Below are 15,031 nucleotides of genomic sequence, written 5' to 3'. Positions count from 1 at the left end.
CGATGGAGCCACCCCGCGGCCGCCGCGCCGCCGATGACCCCGGCCGTTCAACCACGCTTCCGGGAAAGGCTGTTGCACCGCCGACGGCGCGCGAGCACGCCGTCGGCGGGAACTCAGGTCGTCGCGGGTGCGCCGACCAGGGAGAGAGTGCCGTCGAGATAGGCCGCCCGGGAGGCACGGCGCTGGATCTTCCCGCTCGACGTCTTGGGGATGGTGCCGGGACGGACGAGCACGACGTCACGCACCGGCAGGCCGTGCGCCTCGCTGATCGCGCCGCGGATGAGATCGATGATCTTCTCGGACTCGCCCACGGCCTCCGGTGCCGTCTCGGCGACGACGACGGGCTGTTCGCCGTCCCCTCCTCCGTCCACGGAGAAGGCGGCGGTGCAGCCGGGCCGCAGCGCCCAGTGGGACATCTCGGCGGACAGTTCCAGGTCCTGCGGGTAGTGGTTGCGTCCCTCGATGACCATCAGGTCCTTGAGACGGCCGGTGACGAAGAGTTCGCCGTCCCTGAGGAAGCCGAGGTCACCGGTCCGCAGGAACCGGCCCTCGTGGCCCTTGAGGCCGGCCCGGAACGTCTGCCGGGTGGCCAGCGCGTTGCGCCAGTAGCCCTTGGCGACGCTCGCGCCGGAGACCCAGATCTCGCCGACCTCGCCCTCGGGCAGTTCCTCCTGCCGTTCCGGATCGGCGATGACCACGGTGACCCCGGGGCCCGGCCGGCCGGAGCCGACCGCCGCCGCGTCCGGATGGGCCCCAGCATCCGTAACTGCGCCTGCATTCGCAGCCATTGCTGTCCCCGATACCCCTGCGCCTGCGGCCGCGGTGGCTGCCAGCGTCGGAGGTGCCTCCACCGAACCGCCGGTGACGATCAGCGTGGCCTCGGCCAGGCCGTAGCACGGGTAGAAGGCCTCGCGGCGGAAGCCGGCCGGGCCGAACGTCTCGGCGAACCTGCGCAGGGTCGCGGCCCGCACCGGTTCGGCGCCGTTGAAGGCGACCCTCCACCGGCTCAGGTCGAGGCCGCCGAGCGGATCGGGCGCGGCGTGCTTCAGGCAGAGTTCGTAGGCGAAGTTGGGGCCGCCGCTGGTGTGCGGACGGTACCGGTCGATGGCCTTGAGCCAGCGCTCGGGCCGCTGGAGAAAGTGCAGCGGGGAGAAGAGGGTCGCGGTCACGCCGAGGTAGGCGGCGTTCAGGACCGGGCCGATGAGGCCCATGTCGTGGTAGACCGGCAGCCAGCTGACGAAGAGTTCGTGGTCGTACTCCTCGATGACGTCGGGAGTGTGACCCATCCGCTCCGTGATGACCCGCTCGTTGTCCATCAGGTTCCCGTGGGTCACCATCACTCCGCGCGGGGCGGAGGTGGAGCCGGACGTGTACTGGAGGAAGGCGACCGAGTCGGCGGTGAGGTCGGGTTCGCGCCAGGAGCCGGCCGCCGCGTCGGGGATGTCCTCGGTGGCGACGCGGGTGATGTCGGCCAGTTCGGGCAGGTGTTCCGCCAGGCCGGCCAGGTCCGCGATCACCTCGCGGCCGCCCAGGATCACCTTGGCGTCCGCGTCGGCGATCAGGCGCTTCATCCGCAGCAGCGCGCGATGGTTCTGCGACCGCCCGTGCGGGGGCAGCCCCGGCACGGCGACGACCCCGGCCGAGAGGCAGCCGAGATAGCCGCAGATGAACTCGATGCCGGGCGGATACAGCAGCAGGACGCGGGACCCGGCCAGGCCGCGCTCCTGGAGCCAGGCGGCGACGGCACGGGAACGCTCGGCGAGTCGTCCGTACGAGATGTCCTGGATCTCTCCGTCACAGTCACCCGTGACGAGGTACCGGTAGGCGGTGCGGTCGGGCTGTTCGGAGGCGTGCAGAGTTAAGAGATCGACCAGGGAACGAGCCATGAGAGGAGTCTCACCTGTTCGGATATTCGAGCGAAAAGAACGGAGTTCGAAGGCCGCGTCATCGGTACGCGCAGATGCCGTGTCCGCCTGGCCCCCTTGCCAGAACGTCCGTTTCGACCAATCCGCCGGGAAGCGGCGGCGTTGCTCGCGCCGGCTCCCCGTGGCCCCCTACGGATTGCTACCAACGAGTAACACGATAGCAAGCCGGACCTGCCCCATCGATGTAACCCCGGGTACTAAATACGGAATTGGTCATCCTGACGGTCGGTCAGCACGCGGAGACGGAGCGAAGTCGCTGGTACGCGCGGTGAGTCGGAGGGGCGTGTGGAGCGCGTCACTTCCCGCGAACCACGTTCGGGCCACTCGGCCCACCCGGCGGGCACCGCGGGCCCGGCGGAGCCGGCAGACCCCGTGAGCCGGGCACCGCGGGCTCGGCCGGCGTTTTCCGTCCTAGGCATAGACATGACAGTTTGCCGGTGGTGTCATGCCGTTCGGAGCACCTTTGCAACGTTAGAAACCATCGGCGTCAGAGACCACGAGTCTCGCCCCGTACATGCAATCTCCGAACGGCCGCCCGCCGTCCCCCACGCATCGGAGACCCACCCCATGGTCGACCCCGCAGACTCCGGCACCCCGGGTGCCAGCCGTCGCTCGCTCTTACGGTGGACCGGCGCCCTGGCCGCGCTCACGGCCACCGACGGGTTGTTCGGCGCAAGAGCCGCCCAGGCCGCGACGCCGGCCACCACCGGCGAGGCCGCGTCCGCGCGCGCCCTCGCCGCGTCCACGTTCAGTCCGCTGCGCCCGCCCGCGGTCCCGCTGGCCGTACGCTCGCCCTACCTCTCCACCTGGGTTCCCGCGGACAACCTCGCCGGAACCTGGGCCACCTTCTGGACCGGCCACGTCACCGCCCTGTGCGGCCTGGCCAGGATCGACGGCGCGGCCTACGTCTTCGCCGGGTCCCCCGCGCTGCCCGGCGGCCCCGCCCCGGCCCTCATGCGGCAGCTCTCGCTGGAGCTCACGGCGACCCGCTCCGTCTACACCCTCAGCGGCGGCGGGGTGACCCTCACCGTCACCTTCTTCTCCCCGGTGGACCTGGAGAACCTCCGGCGCCAGTCGGTGCCGCTCAGCTACGTCACCGTGCGCGCGGCCTCCGAAGACGGGCGGGACCACAGCGTCGACGTCCATGTCGACGTCTCCGGGGAGTGGGTGCACGGCGACAGCGGCACCCCCATCACCTGGGAACAGCAGCAGTCCGGCGGGATGACCGTCCTCAGCGCCCAGCCCGCCTCACCCGCGGTCCTCCAGGAGAGCGGCGACCAGGCCGCCTGGGGACGGCTGGTGCTCGCCGCCCCGGCGGGGGCCGGTACGAGCTGGCAGATCGGGCAGGACACCGTGGTGCGGGCCGCCTCGGTGAGCGACGGGCGCCTCGCCGGCACCGTGGACGCCGACCGGCCCAGGGCGATCAACGACCGCTGGCCGGTGCTGGGCTTCAACCGGGACTTCGGCACCGTCACCCCCGGCGCGCCCTCCCCCGACTTCACCGTCGGCCTCGGCCATGTCCGTACGCCCGCGGTGAGCTACCTCGGCACCCGGCTCCAGCCCTGGTGGACCCACTACTGGGACTCCTGGACCGACATGGTCGTCTGGTTCGACGCCGACCACGCCGCCGCGCTGGACGCGGCAACCGCCCTCGACCGGCGCGTCCACGACGACGCCGTCACCGCCGCCGGCGGGGGCGCCACGGGTGAGAACTACGCCGCGGTGTGCGCCCTGGCGCTGCGTCAGGCCGTCGGCAGTGCCGAGCTGGTGGACCGGGACGGCACCCCCTGGGCGTTCCAGAAGGAGATCTCCTCCAGCGGCAACATGTCGACCGTGGACGTCGTCTATCCGACGTTCCCCGTGTACCTCCACCTCTCCCCCGCCTATCTGCGGATGCTGCTGGAGCCGCTGCTCGACTACCCGGAGCACGGGGGCTGGCCCAACACCTTCGCCGAGCACGACCTGGGCCGGCTCTACCCGAACGCGGACGGCCACGACGACGGCAACGAGGAGTCCATGCCGGTCGAGGAGTCGGCCAACCTGCTGATCATGGCCGCCGCGCTCGTCCAGCGGCTGCCGTCCGACGAGGCCGCCTCCTTCGCCCGTAGCCACTACACGATCCTGCGCCAGTGGGCCGAGTACCTGTCCGCCAACGCCCTGGATCCCGGCTACCAGAACCAGACCGACGACTTCACCGGCTTCATCGCCCACAGTTCCAACCTGGCGCTCAAGGGCATCATCGGCATCGGCGCCATGGGCGTCGTCGCCGGGGCCGCGGGCGACGACGGCGACGCGGCCCGCTACTCCGCGCTCGCCCGCAGCCACATCAGCCGCTGGACGACCCTCTCCGAGGACTCCTCGGGCCGTCACCTCAAGCTCGCCTACGACCAGGACGGCACGTGGAGCCTGAAGTACAACGGCTTCCCCGACCGGCTGCTCGGCCTGGACCTGGTGCCGCTGGGCACCGCCGCCCGCGAGGCGTCCTGGTACGCGGCGCACGCCGGGACGTACGGAGTGGTCCTCGACCCGCGCAACGACTACACCAAGGCCGACTGGGAGCTGTGGACCGCGGCCTGGCTCGCCGATCACCCCGCCACCCGCGACACCCTGGTCAACGGCGTCTACCACTTCGCCGACACCACCGCGCAGCGTGCCCCCTTCACCGACTGGTACGTGGTCGCCACCGCCGCCCAGCGGGGCTTCGCCGACCGGGCCGTGGTCGGCGGGGTGTTCGCGCTCCTGCTGCCTCCGGCCCCGTCCGCCACGGTCTGGCGCCGGATCCAGAACCGCAACTCGGGAAAGGTGCTGGCCGTCTCCGGGATGTCCCTGGCCGACACCGCCGAGGTCACGCAGTACGCCGACAACGGCACCGCCGACCATCTGTGGACGCTGATCGACGACGGCGACGGGACCGTACGGATCGTCAACCGCAACAGCGGCAAGGTGCTGGCGGTGCACGACCAGAGCCTGGACGACGGCGCCCATGTGCAGCAGTACCAGGACAACGGCACTCCGGACCACGTCTGGCGGACCGTCGACAACGGCGACGGCTGGCTGAAGATCGTGAACGTCCGCTCGGGAAAGCTGCTCGCCGTCGACGGGATGTCCACGGCGGACGGCGCCCAGGTCACCCAGTGGGCGGACAACGGCACGTCCGACCACCTGTGGCGGTTCCTGTAGACCCGGTCCTGTCCGTGAGGAGGACGAGCCATGTCCGTACGTCCCCTGCCCAGAATCCTGCTGTTGCCGGTGCTGGTCGCGCTGCTTCTGGCGGCCGGCGGGAACCGGGCACCGGCGGCCGCCGCGCCGCGGACCGTGGCGTCGCGGGCCGTGGCGTCGGCCTCCGTCTGCTCCCTGTACTGCGACACGCTCGACCCGTCGAAGGCCGCGCAGGAGACCTTCCCGGTGGCCGATGTGAACCTCAACGGCCGGCTGCTGCGGCTGCACGTCGACGACGCCGACGGCATGGCCTGGGCGAGCATCGACCGCGGGACGACCGGCGACGCCGTCTGGCTGGACCGCTCCTGGGACGGCGGTGCCACCTGGGAGGGACTGCTCGGCAAGGCGGCGGTCCCGGCCACCTGGACCGGCACCCGGACCCTCATGTACAACCTCTACGACCCGGGCGGCCACCGGCGCGGTCTGCTGCGGGCCTGCGGCGACGCCCAGGGCGTGACCTGTACGGGGTGGGCGCACACCGCGGTCTGCGCGACGGTCTGCGACGGCGCGGGCACGGCCTCCGGCGACAGCCGGCCGGTGGCCCCGACCACCCTCGCCGGGCGCACCATCACCCTGCACGCCGACAGCACCGGGATGGCGTGGGCGACCCTGGCGGGCGGCCGGGCGGGCGACGAGGTGTGGCTCGACCGGTCCTGGGACGGCGGCGCGAGCTGGCCCGACGGATCGTCGCTCGGCCGGCTGCCGGTCCCCGCGGGGGCGACCGGGACCGGCACCGCGCGGTTCAACACGGCCGATCCGCTGGGCCGTCTCTACGGTGGAGCGGTGCGGGCCTGCGGCCGTGCGGTGGAGGGCCAGAACGGCAGCTGCACCGCCTGGGCCCGGCCGGTTACGAACAGGGCGGCTGCGGCGGCCGACGCGCTGATGTACGCGTACGACCCCAACACAGCTTACTGGCGCTCCAGTTGGTGGAACTCGGCGGTGGCGCTGACCACCGTCATCGACTATCTGCGGCAGAGCGGCGACACCCGGTACACCTGGATCGTCGAGCAGACCTTCAAGACGAACAAGGTGGCGTTCCCGGCCGGGGCGCGCAGCTCCGATCCCATCGAGGGCGACTTCATCAGCCGTTCCACCGACGACTCCGAATGGTGGGCGCTGGCCTGGATCGACGCCTACGACCTCACCCGTGACAGCCGCTACCTCGACGAGGCCGTCACCATCGCGAACTACGTCAACGGCCTGTGGGACACCGGCAGTTGCGGCGGCGGAGTGTGGTGGGACCGCGAGCGGACGTACAAGAACGCCATCACCAGCACGCTGTACGTGCGTCTCACGGCCGCGCTGCACGACCGGCTGCCCGGCGACACGGTCTGGCTCGGCCGGGCCACCACCGCCTGGAACTGGTTCCTGGGCAGCGGCATGGTCGACTCCTCCGGTCTCGTGAACGACGGACTGACCGGCGGCTGCGCCAACAACGGCCAGACCGTGTGGAGTTACAACCAGGGTATGGCGATCGGTGCCGCGGTGGAGATCTGGCGGGCGACCGGTAACGCCACCGCGCTGGCCACCGGCCGCCGGCTCGCCGACGCGGCTCTCGCCTCGCCCTCGCTGGTCGGCGCGGGCCTGCTCACCGAGTCGTGCGACGCGCTCACCTCGGACTGCGACGACAACGCCAAACAGTTCAAGGGGGTGTTCATGCGCTACCTCCAGGACCTGGACTCGGTCACATCCGACAGCTATCGCGCCTTCGCCACCACTCAGGCCGACAGTGTCTGGACCGCCGACCGCGACAGTCTCAACCAGTTGGGCCAGCGCTGGTCGGGCAACGGCTCCGCCGCCCATCCCAACGTCCGCGACTGGCGCACCCAGGCCTCCGCCCTGAGCGCGCTGCTGGCGGCGGGCTGACCCCTCAGGGCCTGTACGCGGCTGTCGCGGTCTCGACGAAGGACCGGATCAACGGGTTGGTGTCGCCCTCGTTCCACACCGCCACCACGCGGCTCGGAGGCATGTCGACGAGGGGGACCACGGCCAGTTCCGCGGGCAGGTCGTGGCCGAGCGGGGCCAGGCCGACCGTGCCGTTCCACAGCACGGCCTGCAGGCATTCCTGGACGGCGCGCACCACCGGGCCCTCGCGCGGTCTGCCGCCGTTCCAGTACGCCTGCCAGACGGGGTCGGTGTCCCGCGGGAACTGGAACCAGCGGCGGTCGTCCAGTTCGGCCAGCCGCAGTTCGTCGCGGCGGGCCAGCGGATCGTCGGCGCGCAGGACCACGCCGACGGGATCGGCCCGTAGCGTGCGGACCGTCAGGGCGGTCTCGTCGAACGGTGCCCGGGTCAGGGCGACGTCGACGAGCCCGGCGCGCAGCCCGCAGGTGGGGTCGGTCAGGTCGGTGTCGCGGACCCGGATGTCGATGCGGGGGCGGCTTCGGCGGTAGGCGGCGGCCAGCCTGGCCACTCCCGGGTCGGTGCCGTCGCCCAGGATGCCGACGGTGATGGTCGCGGCGCCGGCCGCGGCGCTCACACGCACCCGGACGCGGTCGGCGTGGTCGAGCAGGGCCCGCGCCTCGTCCAGCAGCACCGAGCCCACCGCGGTGAGGGTGACGCCCGTGGGCGAGCGGGTGAACAGCGGGGCCCCGACCTCGGCCTCCAGCTGCTTGATCGCCCGGCTCAGCGGCGGCTGGCTCATGTGCAGCCGGGTGGCGGCCCGGCCGAAGTGGAGTTCCTCGGCGACGGCCACGAAGTAGCGCAGGGTCCGTAGCTCCACGCAGCAACCATACCCACGCGGTATCGGCGCCCCAGGAAGGGTCTTGGACAGCCGCGGTTCCCCGGCGGTGAACTCGTGGGCATGACCGAAGAAACGAAGTCCGGTGAGCCGCAGACCCGCCCCGGCGTGTCGGTGGTGGGCCCCGGCGACGGCGAGACGATCGTCCTGGGCACCACGCGCATGCGCGTTCTGGAGGACGGCAGCCGCACCGGGCACCGCCTCGCGATCGCCGAGTCCGTCCTCGCGCCGTACACCCAGGGACCGCCGCAGCACCGTCACGCCCTGCACGACGAGGGCTTCTACATCCTCTCCGGCACGGTGCGCTTCACCGTCGGCGAGGAGGTCCACGACGCCGTCGCGGGCACGCTGGTGATGGTCGCGCCCGGCACCCCGCACGCCTTCGCCAACCCGACCGGCCAACCCGCCGTCATGCTCAGCACCTTCACCCCCGACCTGTACGTCCAGTACTTCCGCGACCTCCAGGAGGTGCTCGCCGACGGCCGCCCGCTGACGCCGCAGGCCAACATCGAGGCGATGAGCCGCTACGCCACCGAGCCGGCCACCGGCCTCGCCTGAAGCCGGCCGCCCGACACGGCCGGCCTCAAGACGGCCGGCGCGGTCAACGCACCCGAATCGGCTTAGCCTGGAGGCTTCCACCCCACTCGCCGAGGCCACAAGGTGGACCGCATGGCCGTTGACCCGATGGCGCACCCGGATCCGCCCGCTCTCGGGCGGGTGTTCAACGAGGTGCCCGAGCTGTACGACCGGGTCCGTCCGGGGTACCCCGAGGAGCTGTTCGCGGACCTGGTCGCCGTCACCGGTGCGGACGCGGGGGCGTCGGTGCTGGAGGTCGGCTGCGGTACGGGGCAGGCGACCGGCTCGTTGGCGGCGCTAGGGCATTCGGTGACCGCCGTCGAGCCCGGTCCGGAGATGGCCGCGCTGGCCCGCCGCCGGTGCGCCGCGTTCCACGACGTCGAGGTCGAGACGTCGGCGTTCGAGGAGTGGGACGACCGCGGTCGGCGTTTCGACGTTCTCGTGGCCGCCTCGTCGTGGCACTGGATCGACCCGTTGGCCGGCTGGCGGCGGGCGCACGAGGTCCTGCGTCCCGGCGGCTGGGCGGCGTTGCTGGGCAACGTCGTCGTCCGTCGGCCGGGCGAGCCGGAGGTCTACGCGGAGACGGCCGACCTCCATGAGCGTTTCTGCCCCGGGAACCCCGGCTGGGGCCATCCGCCGCTGGAGGCCGAGGTGCGCACCACCGACCGGGGGTGGGACCCGGTCGCCGATCCCGGAGGGCTGTTCGGCCCGGCGATCGTGCGCTGGTACCCCGTCGTCCAGTGGTTCGACGGGGACGGGTTCGCGGATCTCCTGCGCTCGACGTCGCTGTACCGCAGGCTCGCCCCCGACGTCCGTGAACCACTGCTCGACGCCGTCGCCGAGCGCATCCGCACGCGGCTGGACGACCGGGTGTCACGCCGATATCTGAGCGTGCTCCGCGTCGGCCGGCGCGTCGAGTGAGCCGGGCCTCACGCATCACAATCCGTCGGGGCCGCCCATGAGTCGAGCCGCGTCAGCTCTTGTGGGCTCAGTTCGAGGTCCGCGGCCCTGGCCGAGTCGACGACGGACGCCGGACGGCTGGCGCCCGGTACCGGGATCACCGCGGGGGAACGGGCGAGCAGCCAGGCCAGGGCGACCTGCTGCGGGCTGACCCCGTGGTCGTCGGCGATGCGGTGGAAGGCCGTGCCGGCCGAGGTGGGGCCGGAGGGGCCGTCGAGGGAGCTCCGCGAGATGCCGCCCAGCGGGCTCCAGGGCAGAAACGCCAGACCCAGCCGTGTGCTGAGCCGCAGCTGCGCCTCACTGTCGCGCAAGGCGGGCGAGTACCGGTTCTGCACGGAGGCGAGTCCGTCGCCGAGGATCGCGTGCGCCTCGTGGATCTGGGCGGTGGTGACGTTGGAGATGCCGGCGGCGCGGATCGTGCCGGCGTCGAGCAGGTCGCGCAGGGCACCGACGGACTCGGCCCAGGGCACGGCGGGGTCCGGCTTGTGCAGCTGGTACAGGCCGATCGCGCCGACGGCCAGGCGCTCGGCGGACGCCTCGGCCGCGTGCTCGAGATGTTCCGGGGTGGCGGTGACGGTCCAGCCGCCGTCGCCGGGGCGTCCCCGGCCGCCCTTGGTGGCGACCAGCACGCCGGAGACGTCGCCGCCGTAGAGGGCCAGGGCGCGGGCTATCAGCAGCTCGTTGTGGCCGGCCTCGCCGGCGTGCCAGTGGTAGCTGTCCGCGGTGTCGATGAGCGTGACACCCGCCTCCAGAGCGGCGTGGATGGTGGCGATGGCCCGCGTCTCGTCCGGGCGGTGCTCGATGGACAGCGGCATGGCACCCAGGCCGATGGCGCTGACAGTGGTGTGGGCGATGGTGCGGTATCGCATGCTGACCTGCTTCTCAGACGGTGGACGGTTCTTCGGCGGTGAGGGCCTCGGCGACGGCGCCTGGCAGCCAGTCGCCGGTGCGGGAGAAGGCCCAGCCCAGCTCCTTGGCGCGGGCGTTGCTCATGGCGTAGGGGCGGTCGAACGAGAACGGCGACGCCTGCGTGCCCGCCGGTACGGTCCGGTGGACGGGCGTCCGGCCGACCTGCGCGGCGATGACCGCGGTGAGGTCGTGTACGTCGAGCGGGTCGTCGGAGCAGGCGTTGAGGGGGCCCGTGAAGTCCTGTGCGGACGCCCACAGCAGCAGGTGGGCCAGCTCTTCGTAGTGGACGAAGACCGTGGGCAGCGGGTGCGCGTGTACGGCGATCTCTTCGCCCCGGGTGAGGCGATCCGTGTAGTGCGCGAGCCGGCCGGTGAACTCCCGTGCGCCGCCGCCGAGGACGTGGGCGCTGCGGACGGCGGCGAAGGCGAACGGGCCTTCCCGTGTGAGGACGGCCTCCGCCTGGCGCTTGCCCTCGGCGTAGTGGGCCTCCCGGTAGGCATCGTCGTGCCAGGGCAGGTCCATGGCCGCCGGCCAGGTGGCCGGGTCCACGGTCTCCTCCGCCACCGGCACGGCCGGCATGGCCGACAGCAGTGGGGTGGTCGCCGGGTCGTAGACCTCGATCGTGGACGTCATGACGTAACGCCGGGTGCGGCCGGCGAAGGCACGGCAGGCGATGGCGGCCTGCACCGGCGTGTAGCAGACCTGGTCCACCACGACGTCGAAGGCGCGTGAGCCGACGGCAGCCGTCAGGGCCGGCTCGTCGTCGCGGTCCACGACGAGGTGCTCGGCACCGGCGGGCGGCCGGGTGGAGCCGCGGTTGATCACGGTGACCTGATGGCCGGCCGCGAGCAGCAGGTCGACCAGGAGCTTTCCGAAGTACCGGCTTCCGCCGATGACGCAGATCCTTTGCATGCCCCCACGGTGGACGCCTACGGTCATCAGCAGAAGTACTGACCTACTGGATACGTGTTAAGGAGAACTGTTGATCGACGTGCAGCGGCTCCGCGTCCTGCGGGCGGTGGCGGAGCATGGCAGCTTCAACCGGGCGGCCACCGCCCTGCGCCTGACCCCGTCGGCCGTCTCCCAGCACGTGGCCGCCCTGGAACGCGGCCTCGGCGCCCAGGTCGTCGCCCGCAGCACCCGCGGTGTCACCCTCACGCCGGCCGGCCGGATCATGGTCGGCGCCGCCGAGTCCGTCGCCGCCGAGCTCGAACACGCCAGACAGCGGGTCGACGAACTCAGCACCGGTCGCGTACGACTCACCGTCGCCACCTTCACCAGCGGCGGCCGGCTCCTGCTGCCCGGGGCCATCGCCCGGCTGATGGCCGCTCATCCCCGCACCGAGCTCCACGTCAGGGAGGGCGAGCCCGAGGTCACCCTGCCGCTGGTCCGCCGAGGAGCCGTGGACGTCGCCCTCGCCTATCGCTTCGACGGTCCGCTCCCCGTCGGGCCGGGCCCCGGCTCCGGCCTGGAATGGACCCCCGTCCTGGAGGACCCCCTGCACGTCGTCCTGCCGGAAGGGCATCGCCTCGCCGGCCGTGACGTGCTCGACCTCACCGAACTGTCGGCCGAACCGTGGGTGCTCGGCTGTCTGAAGACCGAGTCCTATCTGCGCCGCTTCGCCGAGCGCGCCGGCTTCGCTCCGGAGGTGCGCGGCACGACCACCGACTACTTCTTCGCCCGCTCGCTCGTCGCCGCAGGCATCGGGATCTCCCTGATCCCCTCCATCGCCCTCACCCCCGCGATCCCGGGCCTTCGCGACGTCCCGATCCAACCGCCGGGTCCGGTCCGGCACATCGGTGTCGCCACGATCGCCGACCGGGACCGCCCCCACATCACGACGTTCGTCGAAGCCCTCCGCGAACAGGCGCCCCAGCAGCACCGGCAGAGTGACTGATCCCCCACCACCCGCCCGATGCCGTGCCCACGGCCACCATGGGTCAGGGGTGGGGGTCCGGGGCCTTCTCGATCGCCGTGAGCAGGCGGTTCACGGCCTCGTCGACCGTGGAGCGGGGGCAGCCCAGGTTCACCCGCATGTAGCCGTGGCCCTCGCTGCCGAACTTCTGGCCCTTGTCCAGCCACAGCCGGGCCCTGGTGAGCATGAACCGGTCCAGCGACTCGGCGTCCATCCCCAGCCCCCGGCAGTCCATCCACGCCAGGTACAGGGAGTCGGCCGGCAGGACCCGTACCTTGGTGGTCGCGGAGTTGACGGCGTGCGCGAAGTGCGCCTGGTTGCCGCGCAGATAGGTGAGCAGTTCCTCCAGCCAGGGTTCGCCGTGGGTGTAGGCCGCCTCGGCGGCGACCGCGCCCAGCACGTTCGCCAGGGGGAACACATTGCGCTCGTACTGGCGGGCCAGCTCCCCCCGCAGCCGGGGATCGGGTACGAGGACATTGGCGCACTGGAGGCCGGGGAGGTTGAACGTCTTGCTCGGCGAGGTGCACGTGACGCTGTTCCGCGCGAACTCCTCGCCGAGCGAGGCGAACGGGACGTGCCTGCGGTCCGGGTTGATGATCAGGTCCTGGTGGACCTCGTCGGAGACGACCAGCACGCCGTGCCGGGCGCAGATCTCGCCCATGGTGCGCAGTTCGTCCTCGGTCCACACGTTGCCGGTCGGGTTGTGGGGGTGGCTGAGGATGAACAGCTTGGTGTCGGGACGGATGGCGGCCTCGAACACCCCGGCGTCGAACCGGTAGCCGTCGTCCGTCCGTCGAAGCGGCGCGAACGCGAGGTGGCGGCCGTTCAGCAGGACGTCCTCGTGGAAGTGGACGTAGACCGGGGGCTGGATCAGGACCGAGTCGCCCGGTGCCGAGAACGCCTGCACGACCGTCTTGAGCGTGGTGATGATCCCGGAGGTCTGGATCACCCACTCCCGCGGCACCTCCCAGCCGAACCGCCTGGCCTGCCAGCCGGTCACGGCGTCCAGGTAACGGTCGCTCGCGCCGGCCGGATACCCGAAGACCCCGTGGTCCACGGCCTGGTGGAGGGCGTCGAGCACGGCCTGGGGAGCCTTGAAGTCGGTGTCGGCGACCCACATCGGCAGCGGGTCGGCCGCGGCCTCGTCCGCCGTCAGGAACTGGTCGGCCGCGGCCCACTTCATGGAGTTGCTGTTCCCGCGCTCGACGACGGTGTCGAAGATCGATCCGTCCCCGGTCGCGGTCGCGGAGCCGCTCCGCCGTTCCCGGCCGTGGGGGGTGGTGTCGGTTGCCATGACCGGATGTTAGCCAGGCCGGTCGGCGGGGCGGATCACCCGCACCGAGCGGGCCCGGAGCGTCATTTCGTCACGGAGTAGGAGTGGGCGCCCGTACCGGCCAGCGCGCCGCCGTCGACGATCAGGTATTCGTCACGGATGGGCCGGCCCGCGAACCAGGATTCCAGGATCTCCCGGGTCCCGGCCGCGTAGCGGGCCTGCGCGGAGAGGGAGGAGCCGGAGATGTGCGGGGTCATCCCGTGGTGCGGCATGGTCCGCCAGGGGTGGCCGGCGGGGGCGGGCTGCGGGTACCAGACGTCACCGGCGTAGCCCGCCAGCCGGCCGCTGCGCAGGGCCCGGTCGACGGCGTCACGGTCGGCGATCCGGGCCCGGGCGGTGTTGATGAGGTACGCGCCGCGCTTCATCAGGGCCAGCAGTTCGTCGTCGAACAGGCCCTCCGTCTCCGGGTGGAGCGGCGCGTTGACGGTGACGACGTCGCAGTACGGCACCATGGCGGCCGCGCTCTCGTGGAAGACGAGGCCCAGTTCGTCCTCCACCTCCCGGGGCAGTCGGTGGCGGTCGGTGTAGTGCAGCTTCACGTCGAACGGTGCCAGGCGGCGCAGGACCGCGAGCCCGATGCGGCCGGCCGCGACCGTACCGACGTGCATGCCCTCCAGGTCGTACGAGCGGGCCACGCAGTCCGCGATGTTCCAGCCCCCGTCGAGGACGACCTGGTGGGAGGGAAGGTAGTTGCGCACGAGCGACAGCGTCATCATCACGACGTGTTCGGCGACGCTGATGCTGTTGCTGAACGTCACCTCGGCGACCGTGACGCCGTGAGCGACGGCGGCGTCGAGATCGACGTGGTCGGAGCCGATGCCCGCGGTCACGGCGAGCTTGAGGTTCTTGGCGGCGGCCATGCGTTCCGGGGTGAGGTACGCGGGCCAGAACGGCTGCGAGATCACGACGTCCGCGTCGACGAGTTCACGGTCGAAGGCCGAGCCGTCGCCGTCCTTGTCGCAGGTGACGACGAGGGTGTGGCCGGCCTTCTCCAGGTAGGCGCGCAGGCCGAGTTCACCCGACACGCTGCCGAGGAGGTGCCCCGGGGTGAAGTCGATCCCCTCGGGGGTGGGGGTGGTCTGCCCGCCCGGGTAGCGGTCGATCGCGGGGAGGTCGTCGCGGGCGTACTCGGTGGGGTATCCGTCGGTGGGGTCGTCGTACAGGACGCAGAGGACCTTGGCCATGTCGCAGCTCCTCAACTGACAGTACGGGAAGGTGATTTCACGATCCCGGCGCCGAGGGGTGCCGGTCAAAGCGATCCTTGCTATCCCCGGATAGGCGGCGGTTATCGCCGATGCCCGTCGAGCGGCCCGGCGTGGACCGATATTCGCTGGCCGCTCCGCCTCGTGGTCCGTAGCATGGTGGACGTCGAAGCGGGGTGGAGCAGTTAGGCAGCTCGCTGGGCTCATAACCCAGAGGTCACGTGGTTCGAATCCCGTCCCCGCCACGAAGAT

At 71.7% G+C, this 15,031-nt stretch carries 11 protein-coding genes and 1 tRNA gene; 6 read left to right on the top strand and 6 right to left on the bottom strand.

From position 1 onward, the window contains the following. Window positions 1-113 precede the first annotated feature (113 nt). Window positions 114-1,886, bottom strand: coding sequence for a fatty acyl-AMP ligase (locus tag ACFWI4_RS16740; protein WP_387196380.1), 1,773 nt, complete (start codon window positions 1,884-1,886; stop codon window positions 114-116). A gap of 606 nt (window positions 1,887-2,492) precedes the next feature. Between ACFWI4_RS16740 and ACFWI4_RS16735 the strand changes: the two genes are divergently transcribed. Further along, window positions 2,493-5,105, top strand: coding sequence for a glutaminase domain-containing protein (locus ACFWI4_RS16735; RefSeq protein ID WP_387196377.1), 2,613 nt, complete (start codon window positions 2,493-2,495; stop codon window positions 5,103-5,105). Between the two features lie 30 nt (window positions 5,106-5,135). Further along, on the top strand, window positions 5,136-7,010 hold the full coding sequence (locus ACFWI4_RS16730) for a glycoside hydrolase family 76 protein (RefSeq protein ID WP_387196375.1): 1,875 nt from the start codon (window positions 5,136-5,138) through the stop codon (window positions 7,008-7,010). Window positions 7,011-7,014: 4 nt separating this feature from the next. Here the strand turns inward: ACFWI4_RS16730 and ACFWI4_RS16725 are convergent, their stop codons facing one another. Then, on the bottom strand, window positions 7,015-7,866 hold the full coding sequence (locus ACFWI4_RS16725) for a LysR family transcriptional regulator (RefSeq protein WP_387196372.1): 852 nt from the start codon (window positions 7,864-7,866) through the stop codon (window positions 7,015-7,017). An 81-nt stretch (window positions 7,867-7,947) separates the two neighbouring features. Here ACFWI4_RS16725 and ACFWI4_RS16720 point away from each other — a divergent pair, with 81 nt between their 5' ends. Both ACFWI4_RS16720 and ACFWI4_RS16715 read left to right on the top strand, forming a co-directional pair. Then, window positions 7,948-8,442 carry a cupin domain-containing protein gene (locus tag ACFWI4_RS16720; protein ID WP_387196369.1) on the top strand — a complete coding sequence of 165 codons (495 nt, stop codon included), beginning with the start codon at window positions 7,948-7,950 and terminating at the stop codon, window positions 8,440-8,442. A gap of 111 nt (window positions 8,443-8,553) precedes the next feature. Next, window positions 8,554-9,381 carry a class I SAM-dependent methyltransferase gene (locus ACFWI4_RS16715; protein ID WP_387196366.1) on the top strand — a complete coding sequence of 276 codons (828 nt, stop codon included), beginning with the start codon at window positions 8,554-8,556 and terminating at the stop codon, window positions 9,379-9,381. Between the two features lie 8 nt (window positions 9,382-9,389). On the opposite strand, the gene ACFWI4_RS16710 is transcribed toward ACFWI4_RS16715, so the two are convergent. Both ACFWI4_RS16710 and ACFWI4_RS16705 read right to left on the bottom strand, forming a co-directional pair. After that, window positions 9,390-10,289, bottom strand: coding sequence for an aldo/keto reductase (locus ACFWI4_RS16710; protein ID WP_387196363.1), 900 nt, complete (start codon window positions 10,287-10,289; stop codon window positions 9,390-9,392). Between the two features lie 13 nt (window positions 10,290-10,302). After that, entirely contained in the window at window positions 10,303-11,241 is a 939-nt protein-coding gene (locus ACFWI4_RS16705) for an NAD-dependent epimerase/dehydratase family protein (RefSeq protein WP_387196360.1), read from the bottom strand. Between the two features lie 70 nt (window positions 11,242-11,311). On the opposite strand from ACFWI4_RS16705, the gene ACFWI4_RS16700 reads away from it, so the two are divergent. Continuing rightward, a complete protein-coding gene (locus tag ACFWI4_RS16700; protein ID WP_387196357.1) occupies window positions 11,312-12,226 on the top strand; it encodes a LysR family transcriptional regulator in 915 nt (304 codons plus the stop codon). 43 nt (window positions 12,227-12,269) lie between these two features. Here ACFWI4_RS16700 and ACFWI4_RS16695 read toward each other — a convergent pair whose 3' ends face one another. After that, complete coding sequence (locus ACFWI4_RS16695) at window positions 12,270-13,538, bottom strand: MalY/PatB family protein (protein WP_387196354.1); 1,269 nt, start codon at window positions 13,536-13,538, stop codon at window positions 12,270-12,272. Window positions 13,539-13,600: 62 nt separating this feature from the next. Continuing rightward, on the bottom strand, window positions 13,601-14,761 hold the full coding sequence (locus tag ACFWI4_RS16690) for an NAD-dependent formate dehydrogenase (protein WP_387196351.1): 1,161 nt from the start codon (window positions 14,759-14,761) through the stop codon (window positions 13,601-13,603). A 188-nt stretch (window positions 14,762-14,949) separates the two neighbouring features. Between ACFWI4_RS16690 and ACFWI4_RS16685 the strand changes: the two genes are divergently transcribed. Continuing rightward, window positions 14,950-15,024 (top strand) — tRNA-Met (locus ACFWI4_RS16685). Window positions 15,025-15,031 lie beyond the last annotated feature (7 nt).

This window comes from Streptomyces sp. NPDC127038, assembly GCF_042725875.1.
In the GTDB taxonomy this organism is placed as follows: Bacteria; Actinomycetota; Actinomycetes; order Streptomycetales; family Streptomycetaceae; genus Streptomyces.
This window is presented reverse-complemented; position numbering and strand designations above follow the sequence as displayed.

Coding starts and splice junctions, on each gene's coding strand:
- ACFWI4_RS16690 (WP_387196351.1), bottom strand. CDS start 14,761: ATGGCCAAGGTCCTCTGCGTCCTGTACGACGACCCCACCGACGGATAC.
- ACFWI4_RS16715 (WP_387196366.1), top strand. CDS start 8,554: ATGGCCGTTGACCCGATGGCGCACCCGGATCCGCCCGCTCTCGGGCGG.
- ACFWI4_RS16705 (WP_387196360.1), bottom strand. CDS start 11,241: ATGCAAAGGATCTGCGTCATCGGCGGAAGCCGGTACTTCGGAAAGCTC.
- ACFWI4_RS16710 (WP_387196363.1), bottom strand. CDS start 10,289: ATGCGATACCGCACCATCGCCCACACCACTGTCAGCGCCATCGGCCTG.
- ACFWI4_RS16695 (WP_387196354.1), bottom strand. CDS start 13,538: ATGGCAACCGACACCACCCCCCACGGCCGGGAACGGCGGAGCGGCTCC.
- ACFWI4_RS16735 (WP_387196377.1), top strand. CDS start 2,493: ATGGTCGACCCCGCAGACTCCGGCACCCCGGGTGCCAGCCGTCGCTCG.
- ACFWI4_RS16730 (WP_387196375.1), top strand. CDS start 5,136: ATGTCCGTACGTCCCCTGCCCAGAATCCTGCTGTTGCCGGTGCTGGTC.
- ACFWI4_RS16720 (WP_387196369.1), top strand. CDS start 7,948: ATGACCGAAGAAACGAAGTCCGGTGAGCCGCAGACCCGCCCCGGCGTG.
- ACFWI4_RS16740 (WP_387196380.1), bottom strand. CDS start 1,886: ATGGCTCGTTCCCTGGTCGATCTCTTAACTCTGCACGCCTCCGAACAG.